At 72.2% G+C, this 23724-nt stretch carries 16 protein-coding genes and 1 pseudogene; 9 read left to right on the forward strand and 8 right to left on the reverse strand.

The genetic code is table 11. From position 1 onward, the window contains the following. Nucleotides 1-647, forward strand: a pseudogene (locus tag BM085_RS47020) (hypothetical protein); the annotation flags it as partial. 1116 nt (nucleotides 648-1763) lie between these two features. On the opposite strand, the gene BM085_RS31745 reads toward BM085_RS47020, so the two are convergent. The 3 genes from BM085_RS31745 to BM085_RS31755 all read right to left on the reverse strand — a co-directional run bounded on the left by BM085_RS31745 (nucleotide 1764) and on the right by BM085_RS31755 (nucleotide 4603). After that, nucleotides 1764-2144: an NADPH-dependent F420 reductase gene (locus BM085_RS31745; RefSeq protein ID WP_218158883.1), complete on the reverse strand. Its 381-nt coding sequence runs from the start codon at nucleotides 2142-2144 to the stop codon at nucleotides 1764-1766. Nucleotides 2145-2168: 24 nt separating this feature from the next. Then, on the reverse strand, nucleotides 2169-2981 hold the full coding sequence (locus tag BM085_RS31750; protein ID WP_093890519.1) for a DoxX family protein: 813 nt from the start codon (nucleotides 2979-2981) through the stop codon (nucleotides 2169-2171). Between the two features lie 68 nt (nucleotides 2982-3049). Continuing rightward, complete coding sequence (locus tag BM085_RS31755; protein ID WP_093890520.1) at nucleotides 3050-4603, reverse strand: MFS transporter; 1554 nt, start codon at nucleotides 4601-4603, stop codon at nucleotides 3050-3052. Between the two features lie 229 nt (nucleotides 4604-4832). Between BM085_RS31755 and BM085_RS31760 the strand changes: the two genes are divergently transcribed. The 7 genes from BM085_RS31760 (at nucleotide 4833) to BM085_RS31790 (ending at nucleotide 16558) form a co-directional block, all read left to right on the forward strand. Beyond that, nucleotides 4833-6701 carry a tetratricopeptide repeat protein gene (locus BM085_RS31760; RefSeq protein WP_093890521.1) on the forward strand — a complete coding sequence of 623 codons (1869 nt, stop codon included), beginning with the start codon at nucleotides 4833-4835 and terminating at the stop codon, nucleotides 6699-6701. A gap of 266 nt (nucleotides 6702-6967) precedes the next feature. Beyond that, complete coding sequence (locus BM085_RS31765; protein ID WP_093890522.1) at nucleotides 6968-9310, forward strand: AAA family ATPase; 2343 nt, start codon at nucleotides 6968-6970, stop codon at nucleotides 9308-9310. 292 nt (nucleotides 9311-9602) lie between these two features. Further along, nucleotides 9603-10586: an ABC transporter permease gene (locus tag BM085_RS31770; RefSeq protein WP_093890523.1), complete on the forward strand. Its 984-nt coding sequence runs from the start codon at nucleotides 9603-9605 to the stop codon at nucleotides 10584-10586. An 8-nt stretch (nucleotides 10587-10594) separates the two neighbouring features. Continuing rightward, the gene (locus BM085_RS31775; RefSeq protein ID WP_031165136.1) at nucleotides 10595-11506 is read left to right on the forward strand and encodes an ABC transporter permease; all 912 of its coding nucleotides are present in this window, start codon (nucleotides 10595-10597) and stop codon (nucleotides 11504-11506) included. Further along, nucleotides 11503-13659, forward strand: coding sequence for a dipeptide ABC transporter ATP-binding protein (locus tag BM085_RS31780; RefSeq protein WP_245789820.1), 2157 nt, complete (start codon nucleotides 11503-11505; stop codon nucleotides 13657-13659). The genes BM085_RS31775 and BM085_RS31780 overlap by 4 nt, the downstream gene beginning before the upstream one ends. Nucleotides 13660-13672: 13 nt before the next feature. After that, on the forward strand, nucleotides 13673-15409 hold the full coding sequence (locus tag BM085_RS31785) for an ABC transporter family substrate-binding protein (RefSeq protein WP_093890524.1): 1737 nt from the start codon (nucleotides 13673-13675) through the stop codon (nucleotides 15407-15409). Between the two features lie 60 nt (nucleotides 15410-15469). Further along, nucleotides 15470-16558: a winged helix DNA-binding domain-containing protein gene (locus BM085_RS31790; RefSeq protein ID WP_093890525.1), complete on the forward strand. Its 1089-nt coding sequence runs from the start codon at nucleotides 15470-15472 to the stop codon at nucleotides 16556-16558. Here BM085_RS31790 and BM085_RS31795 read toward each other — a convergent pair. The 5 genes from BM085_RS31795 to BM085_RS31815 all read right to left on the reverse strand — a co-directional run bounded on the left by BM085_RS31795 (nucleotide 16555) and on the right by BM085_RS31815 (nucleotide 20823). Further along, on the reverse strand, nucleotides 16555-17457 hold the full coding sequence (locus BM085_RS31795) for a 5-oxoprolinase subunit C family protein (RefSeq protein ID WP_093890526.1): 903 nt from the start codon (nucleotides 17455-17457) through the stop codon (nucleotides 16555-16557). The two genes, BM085_RS31790 and BM085_RS31795, sit on opposite strands and share 4 nt — an antisense overlap. Before the next feature lie 25 nt (nucleotides 17458-17482). Beyond that, nucleotides 17483-18112, reverse strand: a complete 630-nt coding sequence (locus tag BM085_RS31800; protein WP_093890527.1) for a 5-oxoprolinase subunit B family protein — start codon at nucleotides 18110-18112, stop codon at nucleotides 17483-17485. Continuing rightward, nucleotides 18109-18864: a LamB/YcsF family protein gene (locus BM085_RS31805; RefSeq protein WP_093890528.1), complete on the reverse strand. Its 756-nt coding sequence runs from the start codon at nucleotides 18862-18864 to the stop codon at nucleotides 18109-18111. Before BM085_RS31805 ends, BM085_RS31800 begins: the two co-directional genes overlap by 4 nt. Nucleotides 18865-18871: 7 nt before the next feature. Beyond that, the gene (locus BM085_RS31810) at nucleotides 18872-20383 is read right to left on the reverse strand and encodes a hypothetical protein (RefSeq protein ID WP_177245377.1); all 1512 of its coding nucleotides are present in this window, start codon (nucleotides 20381-20383) and stop codon (nucleotides 18872-18874) included. A gap of 197 nt (nucleotides 20384-20580) precedes the next feature. After that, on the reverse strand, nucleotides 20581-20823 hold the full coding sequence (locus BM085_RS31815; protein WP_031165123.1) for a hypothetical protein: 243 nt from the start codon (nucleotides 20821-20823) through the stop codon (nucleotides 20581-20583). A gap of 743 nt (nucleotides 20824-21566) precedes the next feature. Here BM085_RS31815 and BM085_RS31820 point away from each other — a divergent pair. Beyond that, nucleotides 21567-23660, forward strand: coding sequence for a SpoIIE family protein phosphatase (locus BM085_RS31820; protein ID WP_093890530.1), 2094 nt, complete (start codon nucleotides 21567-21569; stop codon nucleotides 23658-23660). The last annotated feature ends 64 nt before the right edge of the window (nucleotides 23661-23724 follow it).

Consider the following 23724-nt stretch of genomic DNA (forward strand, 5'->3'; position numbering starts at 1 on the left):
CCCTGCGGGCCCTGTGCGCCGGTGTCGCCTTGCGGGCCTTGCGGTCCGGCCTCGCCCTGCGGGCCCTGCTCCCCCTGGGAGCCCTGCTCGCCCTGCTCACCCTGCGGGCCGGTGTCGCCCTGCGCGCCGGTCTCGCCCCGGGGGCCGGTGTCGCCGGTGTCGCCTCTGGGGCCCTGTTCGCCGGTGTCGCCCTGCGGGCCCTGCGGACCCTGTTCGCCGGTGTCGCCCTTGGGGCCTTGCGGACCCGTGTCGCCCCGCGGGCCCTGCGGTCCGGTGTCGCCCGGCAGGCCCTGCGGACCCTGCTCACCCTGTGCGCCGGTGTCGCCGGTGTCGCCTCTGGGACCCTGTTCGCCGGTGTCGCCCTGCGGGCCCTGCGGACCCTGTTCGCCGGTGTCGCCCTGGGGACCCTGCGGACCCGTGTCGCCCTGCGGTCCCTGTTCGCCGGTGTCGCCCTGGGGGCCCTGCGGACCGGTCGCGCCGGTCGCGCCGGTCTCGCCCTGCGGGCCCTGCGGTCCCTGGGGGCCGGTGTCGCCGGTGTCGCCCTTGGGCCCGCGCGGCCCTTCGGGGCCCCGCGGCCCCTGGTTGCCCTGCGGTCCCTGGGGTCCGGCATCGCCCTTGGGGCCCTGGGGGCCGGTCTCGCCGCGTGAGCCGTCGGCGCCCTGCGGCCCCTGTCGGCCCTGCGGTCCTTGGGGGCCGGTGTCGCCCTTGGGGCCCTGTGCCCCGGTGTCGCCGCGCCTGCCCGGCTCACCCTGCGGACCGGCGGGGCCCGGAACGCCCGGCTTTCCCTGCTCTCCGGTGTCGCCCTTGGGGCCGCGTGGGCCGTCGGCGCCCTGCGGCCCCTGTCGGCCCTGCGGTCCTTGGGGGCCGGTGTCGCCCTTGGGGCCCTGTGCCCCGGTGTCGCCCTTGGGGCCGCGTGGCCCGGTGGGGCCCGTGAGCCCCCGTGGTCCGGCGGCGCCCTCGGGGCCTTCGATGTTCCACAGGATCCGTGTCTCATCGAAGTAGCACGTGGTGGTCCCGGTGCCGAGGATGCGGGGCCTTCCCTTGGTCGACCCGACGGCCTTCACACAGGCGTAAACCGTCGTGGGGTCGTCGGCCAGCGCGGTTGTCGCGTCGGCCGCGGTTGTCGCGCCGGCCACGGCACCGGCGTGAGCAGCCGCCATCGCGACCGCGACAGCAAGCAGTCGGGTACCGAGGAGGATTTTTGATTGCTGTGCCACTCTTGTCTCAATTCTGCACGTCATGATCGAAAAATTGCCCGGTGAATGAGCGGCGGTCCGGATGCGTTCCGTGATTAGGGAAATCGCGGAATAGATAGCAGTCGCACCCGTATGTGCCCAGAATGTCCGTTGGGCGAATTTCTCCCCGCCGAATGGCTTCACCAGCGAAATCCGTACCCAGAAGAGGGCGGACGACCAGAAAACGACGGTGAACAGAGGATCAAGATCCATCAACGCGTGATCCGCCTGTGAGTAGCGGGTTGACGGCGCGCAACTCCCCAGGCCCATGGGAGCACATGGGGAATTTTAATCTCGCTGCAGAATGTCGGCAGTGTCAGGAAATAATGCTATCTACTTTCTTGTCGGAAATTCGGCCGACCATACTCCGTGTGGCCCGCGAATCGCCGCCGCCCCCGGAAGGCGGCATGAGCCGGTGCGATCGCGGAGGTCCGAGAGCGGCACCGGCCCCGATATGCCGCCCCGGCTTAGCTATCCGGCTAACCGGACATATTCCTTGTCGATCTCCTGTCGATCGTCACCTGGGCGTCACGCGTTCGCCTTGTCCGGGCTGCCGGACGCGAACTTCAGCGGCGGCAGCACCGCCTGGGCGTCCGCGCCGCTGAACCACAGGCCGATCATGAACGCCGCCGTCGCCTCCAGAAGTCCGGCGCGTTCCAGCCCGCCGGCCTCGACCGCTCCGCACCCCAGGTCCTCGACCAGCGAACGCACGGTCGCGAGCGCGTCCCGGTCGTCTCCGCACAGCGGTACGGACAGGGGAACGCCGTCGAAGACGGGGGGCGTCATCGGCCAGACGTCCTCGTGGCACAGGTTGAAGGCCTTGACGACGCGGGAGCCGGCGGCGGCCTCGGCCACCCGCTCCGCCATCGAGGGCCCGCCCTCCGCCGCGAGGGTGAACCGCCCCGGCACGACCGGCACGGTGAGCCGGACCGCTCACTCTCCGGTGGATTCCTCCTTCTCCCCGGCCACCAGGGTGTCGGCGCTTTTACCGGGCAGGGAGGAGGTCTCCGGCTCGCTCGCCGTACTCCGGCGGCGGGCCCGGGGCTGGACGGCGGGGAACTCCGCGGTGTCCCTGCCGGTCTCGGAGCCGTCCCCCCGGGAGGTCTGGCCCGGCCTGCCCGTCCGGGGAGTCCTGTCCGTCCGGGCGCCCTGCCCCGGCCGCTCCGCCTGAACCGGCTTCCCGGTCCGGGCCGGCCTCTCCGGCTGAGCGGCCCGTCCCTCCGCGGGCGAGGCCTGGGCGGCCCCGTCCGGGGCGGGGCCGGGGGCCTCCGGCTCGCGCAGCGCGGCGATGACGTCGTCGGCCTCGGCCTCGGCCGCGAAGTCCTCGGCGGCCTCGGCCTCACGCCGCTTGATCACCACCATGTGGTCGACCGACAGCCGCCCCGCGCCGCCGACCGCGAGAAGGATCGAGGCCGCGCCGAGCGCCACGATCAGATTGACGTCGCCGCCGGTCAGCGGCAGGCCCTGCTCCCCGCTGGCCACGATGAAGACGGCGACGGCCTCGGCGAACAGCAGCAGCCCGCAGGCCGGTACGGCGAGCCCGAACACGAGCAGGGCTCCGCCGATGAGTTCCATGAGCATCGTGGTGGCGGCCCAGGCGCCGGGGGCGGGGGCGCCCAGGGTCGCGAACTGGTCGCCGGTGGCGGTCAGTCCCGCCTCCAGCTTGTGCCAGCCGTTGGCGAAGAAGATGCCGCCCACCCCCAGCCTGGCGGCCAGGGCGGCGAGATCGTGGAGGGTTCGTCGCACGGTTCCTCATTCTGGTCAGATTCACCGTTCCTGCCCATAGATGACCGCGCGGCGGCCGTCCAAACCCGTCAGTCGCAGTCGCCCTGGTCAGCGGATCGGCGGGGGACCAGGAGCGCCACCGAGACCGCGGTCACGCCCAGCAGGAGCACGCTCACGATGATCGTGGTGTGCAGTCCGGAGACGAAGGCGACCCGGGCGGCGCCCAGCAGCGCGATCCCGGTGGCGCCGCCGATCTCCTGGGCCGCGTGCGCCGCGGCGGCGAGCGACTGGCGGGCCAGGGTCATCAGCTCGGGGGAGACGCCGGAGACCGGGGCCAGCGAGGGCGCGTAGACGATGGTGGTGATCGTGCCGAGGATCGCCACCCCGAGGCCGGCGCCCAGCTCGTAGGCGGTCTCCTCGATCGCGGCGGCGCCGCCCGCCCGCGACTCCGAGGCCGACGACATGATCGTGTCGGAGGCGGCCAGCAGGGTGACCTGGATGCCGAAGCCGATGCCGATGAAGCAGAGTGCGAGCACCAGCGGATGCGGCTCGGTCCCCCAGCCCAGCGGGGGGAGCAGGGACAGGGTGGTCAGCGCGAGCCCGCCGCTCATCGTGGCGCGCAGCCCGACCCGGCGCAGCAACTGCGCGCCGGCGAGGCCGCCCGCGACGGAGGCGATCATCAGCGGCAGCATGCGGACCGCGGCCCCGAGCGGGCTGTCGCCGAGCACGAGCTGCAGATACTGGGCGAGCATCAGCTCCAGCCCGACCAGCGCGAAGACCGTCAGCAGCACGGCCGCCACCCCGACGGAGAACGCCCGCCGCCGGAACAGGCCGAGGTCGAGCAGAGGGAAGGGCAGCCGCCGTTGCCTGCGCACGAACCAGACCAGTAGCCCGGCTCCGCACAGGAAGGCCACCACTCCGCTCGGATGGCCGGATCCCGCCTGCTTCAGTCCGAAGGCCAGTGCGAGGATGCCGAGCACCGACAGCAGCGCGCTGGGCGCGTCCCATGGCTGCGAGGCGCGCCGGCGTGACTCGGGCAGGATCCTGGCGGCGGAGGGCAGCAGCACCAGCAGGATCGGCACGTTGATCAGGAAGACGGCGCCCCACCAGAAGTGCTCGACGAGCAGGCCGCCGATGAGCGGCCCGATCGCGGCTCCGGCCGCCGCCACCGCGCTCCACACGCCCAGCGCGATCGCGCGCTCCCGCCGGTCGGTGAAGACCTGCCGGATGATGGAGAGCGTGGCAGGCATGATCATCGCGCCGCCGACGCCGAGGAACGCCCGCGCGGTGATGAGCGTGAGCGGGGTCGGCGCGAACGCCGCCGCCGCGGAGGCGGCGCCGAACACCAGGTATCCGGCGAGCACCAGGCGTTTTCGCCCGTAGCGGTCGCCGAGCGTGCCGAAGGTCAGCAGCAGCGGCGCGACCACCAGGGAGTAGACGTCGATGATCCACAGCAGCTGCACCGAGCTCGGTTCCAGCGCGGCGGTCAACGCCGGGACCGCGATGTGCAGGACGGTGGCGTCCACCGCGATCAGCAGAAGGCTGAAGCAGAGGAGTATCAGGACCGACCAGCGGCCGGCCCCGCGCGTCCGCGGATCGTTTCCGTCTCGCGTGACCCCGGCCACGGCCCCCATGGTGATCATGGGCCGCTCAGGGGTTGCCGGCCTGGACGAACATGCGTCGCAGCTTAGGCGAAGTCGGGCACCGGATGAGACCGCATCGGACGATCGGTTCACGTCGGTATGCGCATGGCCCGAGGACGCGCGCGACCTCTCTAGAGAGATACAGGCATATATCCGCCATCTAGGCAAACAGTGATCCCGCACGGACCATGGCGATCGTGGGGAGTCGGTGCAAGATCCATGAGCCGTCGTGGTGAGCGGTCCCTGCGGGCAGGACTCCGCTCAGGTCCCGTCCCCGCTGGACCCTGACAATCCGCGCGAATGGTGCGCCCTGGCCGCCGCCTGCCTGAGCCGTGACCAGCCGGAAGCCGCACTGGACGCCGCGCGCCAGGCGGTGGAGCGCGACCCCCTGGCCGAATCCGGGGCCGACTGGGGGTATCGCCTCGCCAGCCTCGCCTTCGAACGGCTCGGCCGCGACGCGGAGGCAGTGGCCGCCGCCGAGGAGGCCGTACGGCTGGCGCCCGGATCCTGGGCCGCGCGACTGCGCCTGGGCGCGGCCCTGCGCCGGGTGCCGGGACGCTGGCGGGAGTCGTGGGTCCAGGCGGCCAGGGCCGTCCGCTACGCGCCCGAGGAGCCCGACCCGCACGTCCTCCTCGGCGACCTCGCGCTGCTGCGCGGTGAGCACCGCCGCGCCGGGACCGCCTACCGCGACGCGCTGCGCCGCCTGGACGGCCACCCCGGCGCCAGGATCAACCTCGGCCTGGCCTTCCTGCGCTGGGAGCGCCCTCGGGGCCATCACGATCCCGCCTGGCCGGTCGACCCCCGCGAGACCGGCCGGGCCCGGCGGGCCATGGAGGTGTGGTCGCGGCAGGTCCGCGTCCTGCTGGCCGTATCGCTCGCCGCGGTCGCCGTGGTGGCCTTCGGCCCCGGCCTGGTCACCGAGGCCAGGTTCGGCGGCGCGGTGGTGCCGGCCGCCGTTCTGGCGATCACGCTCAGACAGGCCCACAGGGTCAGGCTCTGGCCCTACATCCCCGGCATGCTCGCCCGTGACCCATGGCTCGGCGTGTCCGTCTCGATCACCCTGATCGCCGTCGCCGCCTATGTGGCGGCGATCGCCATCCTTCCCCGGACGGCTCCCTCCCTCCTCTTCGGCCCGGTGACGGAGCCGGCGGACGGTGGGTGGGCGGCCCTCGCCGCGCTGGTCCTCCTCAACGGCGTGGCCGTGATCGTCCTGCGCGCGCTGATCGAGGCGTGGCGGGGCCGGCCGGTCAGGGCGCTGGCCGAGTTCGCCGCGGTCCACGAGGACCGTACGGCCCGGCGGGACATCGACGTGACCCTCTGGCTGGTGGCGGGCCGCGCGTGGTCGGTGCTGGCCGTGGTCGCGGGGGCCGCCCTGTTCCTGGACGAGCCGGGGTGGGCCTTCGCCGCACCGGTGGTCCCGCTCGCGCTCGGCTGGGCGCACGCCAGGGGAGGGCTGGCCCCCTGCCTCCGCCAGGTGCTCCTCACGGACCGGCTGCTCAAGGTGGCGCTGGCCCTGCTGGTGGCCGCGTCCCTGGCTCTTGGCGTGGCGGCGGCCGGGCCGGCGCTGGGGCTTCCCGGGATGGTGGGCGCCTGGTCCCTGCGGGCCGGGATCGGGATGCTGGCCGCGCTGGTGGCGGTGTCCGCCACGCGGTCGGCGCGGGCCTGGTGGCGTGGCGTGCCGGGGCCCTGGCGGGCCTCCCTGATCATGTGCGAGAGCTGTGGCCCCCGGCTGCCGGGTGACGCCGGTCCTCCGGTGGGGCTCAGCGGGGAGGTGCGCCGGGCCTTCACCTATGCCCGCGGGGTGGTGCTCGCCTGCACCGACCCGACCGGGCCGCGCGCGCTGGCCGTCGGCTCGGTCAGCTCGGTCGGCCCGGGCGGCGAGCTCCGCCTGATCGCCGCCGACGACGTGTGGAGGGCGGCCGAACACGACCCGAGGGTGGCGGTGTTCGTGGCCGACCCGCTGGACCGCCGGTTCTGGGTCGAGGTGCGCGGCATCGCGATCGGCGACACCGAGGCCGCCGTGCTCCGGATCACCCCCAAACACGTCATGGTCGGCGAGTATCCCGGCCGCCACCAGGGCCGCCTCCGCCCCGGATGAGCGGCCGGGGGAGGGGAGGACGCGTCCGGTCCCGGCCCGTCGCCGGAGCGCCGGACCGGACGGCCCGGAGGGGCGCGGGGGCGCGGCGGAGGGAGGGGGTGTTTCCCATGGCGGGACACGTGACCGGAATTTGACGCCCGGATCGTAGAGTTCATCCGCCCTCATCCCTTTATATGATCGTGTCGTGCGGTGGCGTGGCGCGTTGCTCAGGCATGCGCAAACCTCCTCCCGGTGCGGTATAACCGGGGTCGGACCGGGGAGGCGTGATGCGGGAACCCGACAGGGCCCGGCCGGCGGGGCGCGCGGCGGCACGGGATGTGTTCGAACAGATCAGGCTGGGTTACTTCCGGCTTTCGCCGTTCCTGCGCAGGCTGATCTACGCCGCGCTGCTCATCGGGGCGGTCGGGCTGGCGCTGGGCATGGGCTGGTCGCCGCTCAACGCGTTTTTCGTCACGCTCACCCTGCTCGCTTTCGCCGCGCTGACGCTGCGCTTCCCCCGGGCCGCCGCCACCCTCGTCGTGGTGGCCGCCTGGGTGCTGCTCCTGCCGGTCTTCCAGAGCCTGTACGGCACGCAGTCGCCCTCCTCGGCGGCGTTGACGTTCCTGGCCGTCCCGGTGGCGGGGCTCGCGCACCTCATCCGCTGGGTCCCTCCGTGGCTGACCACGCTCATGGCCCTGGTCCCGGCCGCGGTGGTGGCCCTCGCACTCGCCTCGGTGTCGCCGGGCGCCGCCCTGTGGGCCGCGTACGGCGTGGCCGCCGCGGTGCTGGTCTACCGCTTCGTCCAGGCCCGCCAGGCCAGGGCCACGCTGGCGGGGACCGAGCAGCCGGCCCGGCTCCGGGTCCGCGAGGGCGGGCAGCCGGTCTCCGCGTCCGGCGAGCAGGCCGCGCCGCCGCCGATCTCGGTGGAGGAGGCCCTCGGCGAGCTCGACAGCATGATCGGCCTGGCTCCGGTGAAGGAGCAGGTGCGCTCCATCGCCGCCTCGATCGAGGCGTCCCGGCTCCGCAAGGAGGCCGGATACTCCACCGAGCCGCCGATGCGCCACTTCGTGTTCGTCGGCCCCCCGGGCACCGGCAAGACCAGCGTGGCCAGGACCGTGGCGAAGATCTTCTACGCGTTCGGCCTGCTGGAGACCCCCTACGTGGTGGAGGCCCAACGTGCCGACCTCGTCGGGGAGTTTCTCGGCGCCACCGCGATCAAGACCAACGAGCTGGTGGACCGGGCGCTGGGCGGGGTGCTGTTCGTCGACGAGGCATACAGCCTGATCAACTCAGGCGACGGCCAGCCCGACCGCTTCGGCGCCGAGGCCGTGCAGACGCTGCTCAAGCGGGCCGAGGACGACCGCGACCGCCTGGTCGTCATCCTGGCCGGCTACGAGAAGGAGATGACCTCCTTCCTGTCCTCCAACCCCGGCCTGTCCAGCCGGTTCGCCAGCCGGGTCCGCTTCCCCAGCTACGCGCCGGAGGAGCTGCTCCAGATCACCGAGCTGCTGCAGCGGCGGCGCGGCGACCGGATGGCCCGGGACGCCGGGCCCGCGCTGCTCGCCCGCTTCGAAGACGTGCACCGGCGCACGATCGTCGACGAGCTGGGCAACGCCCGGTTCGTGCGCAGCCTGGTGGAGGCCGCGGCCCAGGCCCGGGACGTGCGGGTGGTGGGCGCGGGCGGCTCGCCCACCACCGAGGATCTGGTGACCACCTCCGCGCACGACGTCGCCAAGGCCTTCGACGAGCTCACCGCCCGCTTCCGGGGCTACCAGGCCACGCCCAGCCTGGAGGAGGCGCTCGCCGACCTGGACCGGATGGCCGGTCTGGAGCCGGTCAAGAGGCAGGTGCACGCGATCACCGCGCAGCTCAGGGTGGCCAGGATGCGCCAGGAGCGAGGACTGCCGACCCCGGCGCAGATGCGGCACTTCGTCTTCGCCGGGCCGCCGGGCACCGGAAAGACCACGGTGGCCCGCATCCTGGGCCGCATCTTCGCCGCGCTGGGGCTGCTCGCCCAGCCCGACGTGGTGGAGGCCCAGCGCGCCGATCTGGTCGGCCAGCATCTCGGCGCCACCGCGATCAAGACCAACGAGCTGGTGGACCGGGCGCTGGGCGGGGTGCTGTTCGTCGACGAGGCATACAGCCTGATCAACACCGGCTACGCCGGGGGTGACGCCTTCGGCGCCGAGGCCGTGCAGACGCTGCTCAAGCGGGCCGAGGACGACCGCGACCGCCTGGTCGTCATCCTGGCCGGCTACGAGCGCGAGATGGACGGATTCCTGGCCACCAACCCCGGCCTGGCCAGCAGGTTCAGCCAGCGCGTGCAGTTCCCCTCCTACCAGCCGGGCGAGCTCGCCGAGATCGCCGAGCTGCTCGCCGAACGGTCGGGTGACCGGTTCGACGAGGCCGCCCGCCGGGACCTGGCCGAGGTCTTCACCTGGGTCTGCGACGAGGGCCTGATCGACGGCCTCGGCAACGGCCGGTTCGCCCGCTCGCTGTTCGAGCGGGCCGCGATGCGCCGCGACGTGCGTCTGGCCGCCCTGGGCGGCGGCACCGCCAGCGCCGCCGACCTGACCACGATCACCAGCGCCGACCTGCGCGCCGCCGTGGACGAGCTCGCCGGACGGTGACCCGCGGGCCGTCGTCGGACGGCTCCGCCGGACGGCGCCCCGGGAGCGGCCGTCGGACGGCTCCGCCGGACGGTGATGCCCCGCGAGCCGTCATGGACCGGCCGGTCGCGCGGTGACCTGCGGGCCGTCGTCGGACGGCTCCGCCGTGCGGCGTCCGCGCGCTCATGACGCGCGGGTGGCGAACACCGCCCTTGACTGAGATCGCACCCCCGATTGAGAACTCTCTGTAGTTGAGTGGAGGCAACATGTAGCAGGATGGCCACCGACAGCAGGGACCGCGGAAGGGGAGGCGATGGCGGGATTCCTTCTGCGCCGGCTGCTCAACTACCTGGTGCTGATCGTCGTGGCCACGAGCCTGGCCTACATGCTGGCGGCCGGCGCGCTCGATCCCCGGTCCAACTACGAGGGCCGCAACCCGCCGATTCCGCAGGCGGTCATCGACGCGCGCCTCACCGAGCTCAACCTGAACGACAGGACACCGCTGTTCGACCGCTATCTGACCTGGGCGGGCGGCGTCGTCCACGGAGACTTCGGCAAGACGGTGGCCGGCGGCTCGGTCGGCGAGGACCTGGGGCGGCGGGCCGGTGTCACCCTGCGCCTGATCACCATAGGGCTGATCCTGGGCAGCGTCGCCGGCGTGTTCGTCGGCGCCTACGCGGCGGTCAAGCAGTACGGCGTGTTCGACCGGTTGTCGACCGGCGCCTCCTTCGTCGTCCTCGCGGTCCCCACGGTCGTGCTGGCCAACATCCTGATCATCGCCGGGGTCTGGTTCAACGGGCTGGTCGGCGCGCAGGTCTTCCTGGTCAGCGGCGAGGCCACCCCCGGGCTGCAGGGAGGCTTCGCCACCCAGGCGGTGGACCGGCTCCAGCACCTGATCCTGCCCACCCTGTCACTCTCGCTGGGGCTGATCGCCGTCTACAGCCGCTACCAGCGCAACATGATGCTCGACGTGCTCGGCGCCGACTTCATCCGTACGGCCATGGCCAAGGGGTTGCGCCGCCGTACCGCGCTGATCAGGCACGCGTTGCGCACCGCGCTGATCCCGGCGGTCACCTATTTCGCCTTCACCTTCGGCTCGCTGCTGGTCGGCACCACCTTCACCGAGAAGATCTTCGGCTGGCACGGCATGGGCGAGCAGCTCGTCAACTCCATCTCCACCAACGACGTCAACACCGTCGCCGCGATCAGCTGCTTCGCGGCCTTCGCGGTCCTGGCGGCCTCCCTGGCCTCCGACGTCCTCCATGCCGTCCTCGATCCCCGGGTCCGGGTGGGGTGAGCGAGAAGATGACCATCTCCGACGAGGAGCTCGCCGAGCAGAGGGCGGGCATCGACAGGATCAAGGCGCCTTCACGGCTCCGGGTGGTGGCCGGCCGCTTCTCGCGCTCGGTCCAGGGCCGGATCGGGTTCGCGCTGCTGGCCCTGATGTTCCTGCTGGCCTTCGCCGGTCCCCACCTCGGCAGGTGGACCTACACCGACAAGGACTTCATGGCCTTCCTGCAGCCGCCCTCCGCCGAACACTGGTGGGGCACCCTGCAGACCGGCGCGGACGTCTACGCGGTCACGCTGCGCGGCATGCAGAAGTCGCTGATCGTGGGCCTGCTCGCGGCGGTGATCGGCACCACGCTGGCGGCCGTGGTGGGCGCCTTCGCCGGATACTTCATGGGCTGGGCCGACAGGTCGCTGACCTGGATCACCGACCTGATGCTGGTGCTCCCGGCATTCCTGATCCTGGCGATCATGTCGCCGCTCTTCGCCGAGGGCCAGTGGCCGCTGTTCGTGCTCGTCCTGGCGCTGTTCCTCTGGATGGTCACCTCGAAGATCGTCCGGAGCATGACCATCTCGCTGAAGGAGCGCGAGTTCATCCAGGCCGCCAGGTTCATGGGCGTGTCGCCGGTGAGGATCATCTTCCGGCACGTCATCCCGAACATGTCCTCGCTGCTGGCCGTGGACGCCACACTGAACGTCAGCGCCGCGATCCTCACCGAGACCTCCCTGTCCTACTTCGGCTTCGGCATCCAGCCGCCCGACGTCTCGCTGGGCAGCCTCATCGCCGACGGCGCCAAGACGGCCGTCTACGCCCCGTGGACGTTCTGGTTCTGCGCCGGCCTGCTGATCGTCACCGTGCTCGCGGTGAACCTCGTCGGTGACTCCCTGCGCGACGCCTTCGACCCCACCGCGAAGAGAGCGGGACAATGAGAGAGTGTGACGAACGCCAGGCGGGCACGGGAGCCCGGCCAGGCGCGAGCGGCCGGGCAGACCTGGCCGACCCGGTCCTCGAGGTGACCGACCTCGATGTCACCTTCGGGTCCGGCCCTGAGGCGGTGCGCGCCGTCCGGGGGGTGAGCTACGCGCTCCGTCCGGGCGAGGTGCTCGGCATCGTCGGCGAGTCGGGGTCCGGCAAGTCGGTCACCTCGCTGGCGGTGATGGGCCTGCTCCCCCCGCACGCCCGCGTCACCGGCTCGGTCCGGCTGCGGGGCCAGGAGATCCTCGGGGCGACGGAGAAGACGCTCACCGCGTTCCGGGGCAAGACGATCTCGATGGTCTTCCAGGACCCGCTCTCCGCGCTCACCCCGGTCTACCGGGTGGGCGACCAGATCGCCGAGGCCGTGCGGATCCACCAGAAGGTCACCGGACAGCAGGCCGCGAGGCGGGCCGTCGAGCTGCTCGACCTGGTCGGCATCCCCAACGCCGCACAGCGCGCCAAGGCGTTCCCGCACGAGTTCTCCGGCGGTATGCGCCAGCGCGCGGTGATCGCGATGGCGATCGCCAACGACCCCGACGTGATCCTCTGCGACGAGCCGACCACCGCGCTCGACGTCACCATCCAGGCCCAGGTGCTGGAGGTGCTGAAGAGGGCGCAGCGGGAGACCGGCGCGGCGATCGTCCTGATCACCCACGACCTGGGAGTGGTGGCCGGGTCCGTCGACCGGGTCCTGGTCATGTACGCCGGGCGGCCCGTCGAGGTCGGCTCGGTGGACGACGTCTACTACCGGGTGCGCATGCCGTACACCATGGGCCTGCTCGCCTCCATCCCGCGACTGGACCGGGGCGGCGGGCAACCGCTCGTCCCGATCGAGGGGAACCCGCCGTCGCCGTCGGCGCTGCCACCCGGCTGCCCCTTCGAACCTCGCTGCCCGATAGCCGTCCCGGCCTGCGCCGAGGCGGAGCCGGCGCTGGAGCCGGTGGGCTCGCCCGGACATCTGGCCGCGTGCGTCCGCGCGGGCGAGATCGAGGCCGAGGGCTGGTCGCCCGCCCAGGTCTACCACGCCGGGACCGGCGGCCCGGACGAGCGCGGACCGGGGACGCCCCCGGTCCACCTGCGGCCGGTACGGCTGCCGCGCGACGAACGCGACGTGGTCCTGGAGGTGAAGGACCTGACCAAGCACCACCCCCTGATGAAGGGGGCGATCTTCAGGCGGCGGATCGGCACCGTCCACGCGGTGGACGGCATCAGCTTCGACATCCGCAGGATGGAGACGCTCGGCCTGGTCGGCGAGTCGGGCTGCGGCAAGACGACCACGCTGATGGAGATCCTGGAGCTGACCAGGCCGCAGCACGGCACGATCGCGGTGCTGGGACACGACACGGCCGGGCTGAACGCCCGCGAGCGGATGGCGATCCGCCGGGACATGCAGGTCGTCTTCCAGGACCCGCTCGCCTCGCTGGACCCGAGGATGACCGTCTACGACATCGTCGCCGAGCCGCTGCGCACGCACGGGATCCGGGACCCGGGACCGAGGATCAGGGAGCTGATCCGCCTGGTCGGCCTGGACGCCGCCCATGCCGCCCGCTACCCGCAGGACTTCTCCGGCGGCCAGCGCCAGCGCATCGGCATCGCCCGGGCGCTCGCGCTGGAGCCCCGGCTGCTCGTGCTGGACGAGCCGGTCTCGGCGCTCGACGTGTCCATCCAGGCAGGCGTGATCAACCTGCTGGAGGACCTCAAGAACCGGCTGGGCCTGTCCTACCTGTTCGTGGCGCACGATCTGGCCGTGGTCCGGCACATCGCCGACCGGGTCGCGGTCATGTATCTCGGCAAGATCGCTGAGATCGGCCAGGTCGGCCAGGTCTACGACGCCCCGATGCACCCCTACACCCAGGCGCTGCTGTCGGCGATCCCGCTGCCCGACCCCGGAAAGGAACGTTCCAGGAGACGCATCCTGCTCGAAGGCGACCTGCCCAGCCCGGCCAGCCCCCCCTCCGGCTGCCGCTTCCGCACCCGCTGTCCCAAGTTCAAGACCCTCGACGAGACCGACCAGGCGCGGTGCGTCAACGAGGAGCCCCGGGTCCGCCGGCTCGGGGAGGACCACGGCGTCTCATGTCACTTCGCCGAGAAGCTCGACGTCGTATAACCCAGGAGGAACCGTGAGATCAATCCGGCGCGTGGGCGCGTTCGCCGTCGCCCTGAGCGTGGCCGGCTCGTTGGCACTGGCCGGCTGCGGCAGCCAGGGCGGGAGCGGCGGAGGCAGCCGGAGCGGCACGGGAGATGAGTCGTCGACCGGTTCCGCCTCGGCGGTCAAGGCCTACGACATCAACCCGGTCCCCCGGGACAGGGTCCGGGACGGAGGTCTGCTCCGCTGGGGGCTCAACGAGTATCCGACCAACTGGAACCTCAACCACGTCGACGGCAACCTGGCGATGGTCAAGAAGGTCATCGACGCGCTCATGCCCTCCGCCTTCCGCTCCAACGAGAAGGGGGAGATCTCAGCGAACACCGACTACCTGACGGAAGGGGAGATCACGGCCCGCAAGCCCAAGCAGGTCGTCAGGCTCACGCTCAACCGGAGCGCCCGATGGTCCGACGGCAAGCCGATCACCTGGGAGGACTACAAGGCCCAGTGGCAGGCGATGAACGGCAAGAACGGCGACTACCGCGTCGCGGGCACCACCGGCTACCAGGACATCGAGAGCGTGGCGAAGGGCAAGGACGACCACGAGGTCGTCGTCACCTTCGCCAAGCCCTTCGGCGACTGGCAGTCGCTGTTCGGGCCGCTCTATCCCAAGAGGACCAACGCCACCCCCGACGGGTTCAACAACGGATGGCTGAACAAGATCCCGGTGACCGCGGGCCCGTTCAAGTTCGTCTCGTTCGACCAGACGGCCAAGACCGTCACCATCGTCAGGGACGACGCCTGGTGGGGGGACAGGGCCAAGCTGGACCAGATCATCTACCGGGCGCTGGAGAGCGACGCGCTGGTCGGCGCTTTCAGCAACGGCGAGCTCGACACCTTCGACGTCGGCCCGTCCGCGCCCGACTACGCGCGGGCCAAGAGCACCCAGGGCGCCATCGTGCGGCAGGCGGCCGGCCCCGACTTCCGGCACATCACGATGAACGGCGAGAGCGCCATGCTCTCCGACGTCAACGTCCGCCGGGCCGTCGCGATGGCCATCGACCGCCAGGCCATCGCCCAGTCCGACCTACAGGGCCTGGACTGGCCGATCGTCCTGCTGAACAACCACTTCTTCATGAACACCCAGGGGGGCTACCAGGACAACGCGGGCGAGGTCGGCGTCTACAACGTCGAAAGGGCCAAGCAGCTGCTGGACGCCGCCGGCTGGCGGCTGGAGGGCCAGACCCGCAAGAAGGACGGCAGGGAGCTGGCCCTGCGTTTCGTGATGCCCTCCGGCCTGCAGCTCACCAAGTCCGAGGCCGAGATCACTCAGAGCATGCTGGCCCAGGTCGGCGTCAAGGTCACCCTCCACGCGGTGCCCAGCGACGACTACTTCACCAGATACGTCATCCCCGGCAACTACGACATCACCGCCTTCGCCTACGTCGGCACGCCCTTCCCCGTCTCCAGCGGTTACGGCCAGTACGCCAATGCCACCAAGGACTCCAAGGGCCGGCTGCAGTGGAACGCCAACCTCGGCCGCATCGGCTCCCCGCAGATCGACGCCGCCATGGACAAGGCGACCGCCGACCTCGACGGCGCCCAGGCCATCGCCGACACCAACGCGGCGGACAAACTGATCTGGGAGGCGGTCAACGTGGTGACCCTCTACCAGCGCCCGCAGAACGTCGCGGTCAAGAACACCCTCGCCAACTACGGCGCCCGCGGCTTCTACGACCTGAGGTACCAGGACATCGGCTTCACGGGCTGACGCCCTCGACGCCCGGGGAGGGCACGTCCTCTGTCGGAGCGGTGGTGTAGGAGATAGTCCATGACGATCTCACTGACCTGGCCCCAGGTGCTCGCATGGCGGTTGAAGCGCCAGTTCGTCGATCCGGTGACCGGCCCTGACGCGGTGTCGGTCGTCCGGCGGCTCACCGGGGTCCAGGCCCAGGTGGCCTCCTCGGCGGAGCTGGCGGTGGCCGTACGGCAGGCGGACCCGCGCCCCGGCGAGATCGACGGGGCCCTGTGGCGGGAGCGCACCCTGGTCAAGACCTGGACGGCGCGCGGCACCCTGCACCTGGTCCCCGCCGATGAGCTGCCCTCCTACACCGCGGTCCTGGGCGCGTTCCGAAACTGGGACAAGGGGTCCTGGCAGCGCGGTCATGGCGTCACCGCCGCCGAGGTCGCCGCCATCCTCGACGCGGTGCCCAAGGCGCTCGACGGCCGCACCCTCACCCGGGAGGAGCTGGTGGAGGGGGTCATCGAGGTCACCGGCGACGCCCATCTGCGGGAGGCGCTCACCTCCGGCTGGGGCGCCCTGCTCAAGCCGCTGAGCTTCCTCGGCGAGCTCTGCTACGGCCCGCCGCGCGACGGCCGCGTGACCTTCGTCAGCCCCCGCGACTGGGTGCCCGGCTGGCCGGCCGAGCCGCTGTCGGCGGAGGAGGGCGGCATGCGCCTGGTCCGGTCCTTCCTCGGCGCCCATGGTCCCGGCACGCCGGAGACCTTCGACGCCTGGCTCTACCGGGGCGCCGCCCGCAAGGCGATCCTGCGCGGCTGGTTCCGCGACCTCGCCCCCGAGCTGGCGGAGGTCGAGGTGGAGGGCCGGCCGATGGTCCTGCTCGCCGAGCACCTCGACGACCTGGCCGCGACCACGCCCTCCACCGGGGTCCATCTGCTGCCCGGCTTCGACCAGTACATCCTCGCCGCCCCCCGCGACCTCGAACCGCTCCTGCCCAAGGAGGCCAGGCCCAGGGTGAGCCGGGCCGCCGGCTGGATCTCCCCCGTCGTGGTCCACCGGGGCAGGGTGGCCGGGGTCTGGGAGGCGAAGAACGGCGAGCTCGCCTTCGACCTCCTGGAAGACGTCCCCGCCGACGCCCTGGCCGCCGAGGCCCGGCGGGTCGCCGCGCTCCTGCCCTAGAGCGACGCCTCGGACCCCGGGCCGAGGCGGAAGCGGACCCGGTCCCCGGGGCGGAGCTGCGCGGCTCCGGCGAGGTCCGCCGAGACGAGGACGGCGATGACCGGGTAGCCGCCCGTCGGCGGATGGTCGGCGAGGAACACGATCGGCAGGCCGTCCGGCGGCACCTGGAGAGCTCCGGCGACCATGCCCTCGCTGGGCAGCTCCCCGTCGCGGGCGCGTTCCAGGCGGGCGCCGTCCAGCCGCACGCCGACCCGGTTGCTGTCCTGACTCACCTGGTACGGCCCGGCGCACAGGGCCGCCAGCGCGCCGGGGACGAACCAGTCGTCACGGGGGCCCGGCAGGATCCGCAGCACCTCCGGCGCAGGCGCGGTGGGCGGCGCCGCGTCCACGGTGATGGGGGACAGCGCGCCGGTCGGCCCGACGGGCAGGACGGTGCCGGGACGGAGCGGGGGAGGGCCGAGGCCGGAGAGGGAGTCGGTCGAGCGGCTCCCCATGACGAGGGGCGTGTCGACACCGCCCCGGACCGCGACATAGGTCCGCAGGCCGGCCGGCGGCGTCCCGACCCGGAGCTCGCCTCCCGCCGGGACCCAGACGGGCGCGTACGGTCCCACGGCCCTGACCCGAGAGCCCGGACCGCCCGGGGGCCCGGCGGTCCGGAGCTCGACGGGGCAGGGGGCTCCGGTGACGGCGGCCCAGGCTCCGGAGGTGAACCGCAGGCAGGCCCCGCCGAAGGTCAGCTCGATTCCGGCGGCACCCTCCGGGTTGCCGACCAGGCGGTTGGCCAGCCGCAGGCTCGGCGCGTCGGCGGCACCGGACCGGGGGACGCCGAGATGGCCGTAGCCGGGCCGGCCGAGATCCTGCACGGTGGCGTACGGCCCCGGCACGAGCACCTCGATCACGGGACGGCCCGGGGAGGAGGACAGGTCATCCCGCGACCGCCCGGAAACGCACCCGCGTGCCCGGCGTCAGGACGGCGGGCGGGTCGGCGGTCACGTCCCACACCGCCATGAGGGAGTGCCCGAGCAGCCGCCAGCCTCCCGGCGAGGCTGAGGGATAGACCGCCGAGTAGGGGCCGGCGATCGCCACCGCGCCGGCGGGCACCGCGGTCCGGGGGGTGGGCAGCCGGGGCACGTGCAGCGCCGGGTCCAGCCCGGTGAGGTAGGCGAACCCCGGCGCGAAGCCGAGCCATCCCACCACGAGCTCCCGCCGGGTGTGCCGCTCGACCACCTCCTCGGCGGACAGCCCGCTCAGGGCGGCCACGTCGTCGAGGTCGGCGCCGTCGTAGACCACCGGGACCGTCACGGACCTTTCGGCCATGGAGGCGCCGGCGCCCAGGTCGCGTGCCGTACCCAGCAGGTGGGAGAGCAGGGAGCGGAGCCCGGAGAGGTCGGCGCCCGGCGCGGTGACCAGGACGGTCTCCGGGCCGGGCACGATCTCGACCACCCCGGCCGGGCGGTCGGCCCGCAGGAGGGCGTCCAGCCGGTGGGAGATCTCCAGCGACCCGGTCTCCACCAGCAGCGAGTCTTCTCCGGCCCGGCGGATCCCGGACGTCAAGTGAAGGCCTTCAGGGTCACCCCGGCGGCGACCAGGCCGTCGCGGACGGCCCGCGCCAGCAGTACGGCGTCCGGGGTGTCGCCGTGCACGCAGATCGAGCGCGCGTCCACCGGGACCTGGGAACCGTCCACCGCGGTCACCGTGCGGGCGGTCGCCATGCGCACGGCCCGGGCCGCGACCGCGGCGGGGTCGTGCAGCACCGCGCCGGGGGAGCGGCGGGGGAGCAGGGTTCCGGCCGGGGTGTAGGCGCGGTCGGCGAAAGCCTCCGTGACGGTGGCGACGCCTTCCCGGGCGGCGATCTCGTGGACGGCCGAACCGGGCAGGGTGAGCAGCGGCAGGTCGCGGTCGTAGTCGGCCACGGCCTCCACGACCGCGTCGGCCTGCTCGGGGTCGCGGCAGATCCGGTTGTAGAGCGCGCCGTGCGGCTTGACGTAGGAGACCCGGCCGCCCATCGCCCTGGCGATCCCGTCCACCGCCGCGAGCTGGTAGAGCACCTCGGCGCAGAGCTCCTCCGGATCCACCTCCATCTCGCGCCGCCCGAATCCGGCCAGGTCCCGGTAGGACACCTGGGCGCCGATCATCACCCCCCGGTCCACCGCGGCCGCGCAGGTGCGGCGGATGGTCAGCGGGTCGCCCGCGTGGAACCCACAGGCGATGTTCGCGCTGGTCACCACGTCGAGCAGGGCCATGTCGTCGCCCAGCCGCCAGATGCCGAAGCCCTCACCGAGGTCGGCGTTGAGGTCGATCACCATGGCTCACCTACACCGGAGGCTCGTCGGGAATGTCAGCGATGTCGTCGAGGGCGATGGCCAGCTCCTCGGGGTCGTCGCCGATCCGCTCGGCGATCTCGATCAGCACGTGCAGCACGTCGTGCCGGTCGTGGCCGAGATCCAGCAGCCGCTGGGCGGCCTCCCAGAGCTGCGGAGGATCGCCCTCCCAGAGCCGGCCGGCGATCTCCTCATGCCACGCGAGGTGCTCGTCGTAGTCCGGCCGGTTGAGCTCGCCCCCGTGGTCGATGCCCAGCAGCACCCGCCGGTCGGTCTCGTCGGCCGGGTTCAGCAGGTCGAGCTTGACCTCGCCGTGCGTGCCCTGCAGGAACGGGAACGCGAACACCCGCCGGGCCAGCGCCGACAGGTCGCCGTCCGGCAGCAGCCGGTCCAGCAGGTCGTGGTCGAGGCCGAAGGTCGTCGGGTCGCGGTAGGTCTCGGCGAACCTGGCCGTCGTCTCCCAGATCCCGTCGAGCGTGGCGCGCAGGCCCTCGTCCGCCAGCCCGGTCCGGCGCGCGGCGAAGCGCGCCCAGGCCCCCAGCACGTACGGCACGGCCTCCTGCTCGGCCGGGCTGAGCAGGACCTTGCGCGGCAGCCAGTCGAGCAGGAACGTCTCACACTTGGTCGGGCTCACCCGTAGCGGGCGGCCGAAATCCTGGTCGCAGCCGTAGTCGATGATGTGGTCGGCGCAGCGCGAGGCCGCCGAGGGGTCCGACAGGTGTTCGGCCGCGTCCGAGGAGAGGAACTCGGCGGCCAGCATCGCCCGCCGGTCACGGCTGTAGGGGGCCTCGCTGTGCAGCGGCGCCGGGCGCTTGCGGCCGGGCGGCAGCGCCTTGATCCGGGACCGGGCGAAGGCGTGGTAGGCGCTGTAGCTGTCGCTGACCGGCGCGGTCCTCCTGCGGTGGCCGTACTCCACGGTGGCCTTCATGGCGGATTCGAGCAGCGCTCTGGCCTGCTGCGGCTCGATCTCCTCGAACCTGAGCATCGGGTTGGCCTCGGCCTCGGCCGCGGCCTGCTCCAGGAGCTTCTCCACGTGTGAGGAGACCCAGGCGTCGCGGGCGATCCCCCGCATGTTGTAGTCGACGACCACGACCAGCGCGTGCCGGTCCTCGCCGCTGTCGGCGCCCCGGTAGGCGAAGGTGCACACCACGGTGTCCTGGTCGCCGTAGGCGTCGCGGGAGACGAAGCACCCGGTCGGCTTGACCGCGCCCAGCCGGTCGGCCCAGCGGGGCCTGGCCACGTCGCGCTCGATGAGCGCCAGCGCCGCGCCCTCGGCCTTGGCCGCCTGGCGGGCCGTGCCGAGATAGGCCAGGGCGATCAGCAGGGTCAGCGCGGCCGGAGACCCCGCCTTGGCCGCGTAGTCGACCAGCCCCTCGCCGAGGACCTGCTCGGCGTCCCCGCGCCGCAGGCGCCGCCCCCACCAGGCTCCGACCATGTCGGAGACCATGAGTTCGGCGTCCAGCGGACTGCGTACGGCCAGCAGCTCGCGAGCAGCCAGCAACATCTCGGAGAACACCTCGTCCGGGGACTGGCTCTCTCGGGGATCTCGACGGTGTCGCCGGCTCAAGCAGCCTCCTCCGTCGGCCGGATGAGCCCAGTGCCGCCGCGCTGATTGGCTCGCTCGCTTCGCTCGCTCACGTCCCAACCTTCTCGCATTCCCGGGCCAAACGGAGCGTGGAACACGGCCCGGTGATCCCGATGTTACCGGGGACTTCGCGGTGGCGGCGCGGAGTTCACGAGGGCGAGCAGATGCTCGCGGGCGACACGTTCGATCACCTCGGGCGTCGCGTCGACCCTCAGATGCTCGGCGCAGGCCCGTACGTCGGCCACGCACCGTGCCACGGTGCCGAGCGGGACGGTGAGGAACTCGGCGGCCAGACGGGCGCTCACCGGGTCCTGGAACGTCGTTGTGCCGCCGGTGAAGCGGATCGCGAGAGCGGGCATGGGCGTCGCATTCCTCCGGGTTTCCGGGGGGCATCACCCCGGATGGACGGCGGGGACGTGCGTTCTCATTCCACAACTTATCCCGTGCGTGTCAACCCTTGGATGGGTGACATGCGAAGCTGACCCCAACCCTGACTCGATTTGTCGACCCGGGAGTAAACGAGTGTTCCCGAAGGGGCAGCCAAATCGCCAACGAGTCAGTAGCCTGATCTTGCTTAGGACGCTGAAGGAGACGAGGTGGGCAGTTGTCGGGACGGTCCGGCTTGATCCTGCTAGGGTCCTGGCCGCATACGTTCGAAGGCGTCGGCGATGATCACGCCGACGTTCCGGGAGGGCAGTGGGAGCGGCGTCAAGCCCAGGTCGGCGCAGGTCGGTGGGGGTGAGGACGCGAAGCAGTCGGAAGAGTCCGGAACCGGGCCGATCGCACCGCGGTGCGGCTGCCGCCGCGGCCCCCGGAGGGGGGCGGACGCGGTGGGGGACGGCACCACCATTCGGAATCGGCGCAATGCCGGTCGGGCGACGCCCATGCCGGGGAGCCGGCGCGTTAGCGTGGAGACCCCGGTCTTCGGACCCGGGAGGTTCGCGGGATGCGCTGACCGCATCATGGGCAGGGCTTCCGTCCGCACGCACCCATCGCCGATGATGTACTGCAGGATCCGGTCCCCCGGAGCTGCGCTACGCCAATTCGCAAGTTTGGAGATGTGCCTCGTGGGAGACCCTGGCACGCGACGGAGGTGCCGACCATGAGCGCCGAAACCTCCGTGCCCCGTCCCCGGGAGTCGGGTGTGGACATCTCAGACCCCGGCCTGTTGCAGGGCCTGTTGTCGCAGTCGCCGTTCGCCTTCGCGTTCTTCGACCCCGACGGCCGCTTCCAGCGGGTCGACGAGGTCTTCGCCGACGTGGTCGGTCTCCCCGTCGAGCGCCTGGTCGGCCGGGCCCCGGGCGAGCTGCTCTCCGCCGACCTCACCGCGCTGGTGGAGGGGTCGGTCCGCGGCGTCGTCGAAGGGACCGGGGCCGAGGCGGACCAGCGGATCCGGGTGCGCACCGCCGACGGGCAGACCCGTCACTGGTCGCTGACGTTCTCCCCGATCCACGACGACAAGAGCGAGCTCCGCGCGGTCTGCCTGGTCGGCGTGGACATCACCGAGAGCAGGCAGGTCGAGGAGGACCTGCGGCGCAGCGAGGAGCGCTACCGCTCGCTGGTCGAGGCCCAGTCCCAGCTCGTGTGGATCACCGCCCCGACCGGGGCCGTGGCGGAGGACGCGCCGCAGTGGCGCGCCATCACCGGCCAGGGCTTGGAGGAATACCTCGCCCACGGCTGGCTGGAGGCCGTCCATCCCGACGACCGGCCGCACGCGGAGGAGGCTTGGCGCGAGGCGCTGCGCGGCCGGACCATGTTCGAGTGGAACTACCGGGTCCGCACCCGGGCCAGCGGTTACCGCCACTTCGAGGTGCGCGCGGTCCCGATCATTCGCCACGGCCGGGTGGTCGAGTGGGTGGGCGCCAACACCGACGTCACCCCCCAGCGTGAGGCCGAGGAGATGCGCGGCCGGCTCACCGACCAGCTCGGCGCGGCCGCCCTGCGTACGGCGCGGCTGCAGGGCGCCACGGCGCAGCTCGCCGAGGCGCTCACCGTCGAGCAGGTCGTCCAGGTCATCATCGACGTGGGCCGTACGGCGCTGGCGGCCGACCGCTCGGCGGTGGCCCTGCTCGACGTCGAGCGGGCCGCGCTGAAGCTGGTCAACAGCGGCGGCATCCCCGATGTTCCCGGTGCGCCCGGCGAGGAGATCCCGCTGTCGCACTCCAGCGTGATGACCATGGCGGTCAACAGCCGCCGTCCGGTCTTCGCCGAATCGCCCGACAGCCTGCGCTCCCAGCTCGTGGACGCCGGGGGCGACGACGAGACCGTCACCGGTTTCATCGACCACAGCGACGAGCGGGCCTGGGTGGGCCTGCCGCTGCTGGCCGCGGGACGCGCGCTCGGCGCGCTGAGGTTCTCCTTCACCCGCCCGCAGAAGATCTCCCAGGAAGACGGCGTGTTCCTGGAGGCGCTCGCCGGGCAGTGCGCCCTGGCCGTGGAGCGCGCCACCCTGTTCGAGCGCGAGCACCGCACCGCCGAGACGCTCCAGCGCAGCCTCCTGCCCGATCGCCTGCCGGTGGTGCGCGGCCTGGTGCTGGCCCAGCGCTTCCGTTCGGGCAGCCGCCACGTGCAGGTCGGCGGAGACTGGTACGACGCGTTCGTGCTGCAGGACGGCCGGGTCGCCGCGGTGGTCGGCGACGTCATGGGCAAGGGCGTCAAGGCCGCGGCCGGCATGGGCCGCATCCGCAACGCCATGCGTGCCCTGGCGCTGACCAACCCGCCGCCCGCGGCGGTCCTCACCGGTCTGGACCGGGTCTTCGAGGCCACGGAGGAGGAAGAGCAGGTCACCACCCTCGCCTACATGGTCGTCGAACCCGGCACGGGAGAGGGCACGCTGGCCCTGGCCGGTCACCCGCCGCCCCTGCTGGTCTCACCGCAGGGCATGCCGCTGCTGTGCGACGGCGAGCCGGGCACCCCGCTCGGCTGGCCGACGAGCCGCAGGCAGTTCCGGTTCTGTGTCCCGCCGGGGCACACCGCTGTCCTTTATTCGGATGGTCTGGTGGAGAACCGGAAGCGTGGGCTGGATGCCGGACTTGCCGAACTTTGCTCTGTTGTGACCGAAGCGCCGCCTGAAGTCGTGGGAAGTCCGCATATGTTGCTGGATTTCCTTGTGGATCGGATGCTGTCGGGGTATGAGCAGGATGATGACGTCACGGTGCTGGCGATTCACGTTCCTCCGGCCACGAAGAGTGACTGAATGAAACAGTCATAACGGTTGCTTTCGGGTATCGGTGCCTCGCTTCCGTACGCACTACTCTCTT

The organism is Streptosporangium canum, assembly GCF_900113865.1.
Taxonomy (GTDB): domain Bacteria; phylum Actinomycetota; class Actinomycetes; order Streptosporangiales; family Streptosporangiaceae; genus Streptosporangium; species Streptosporangium canum.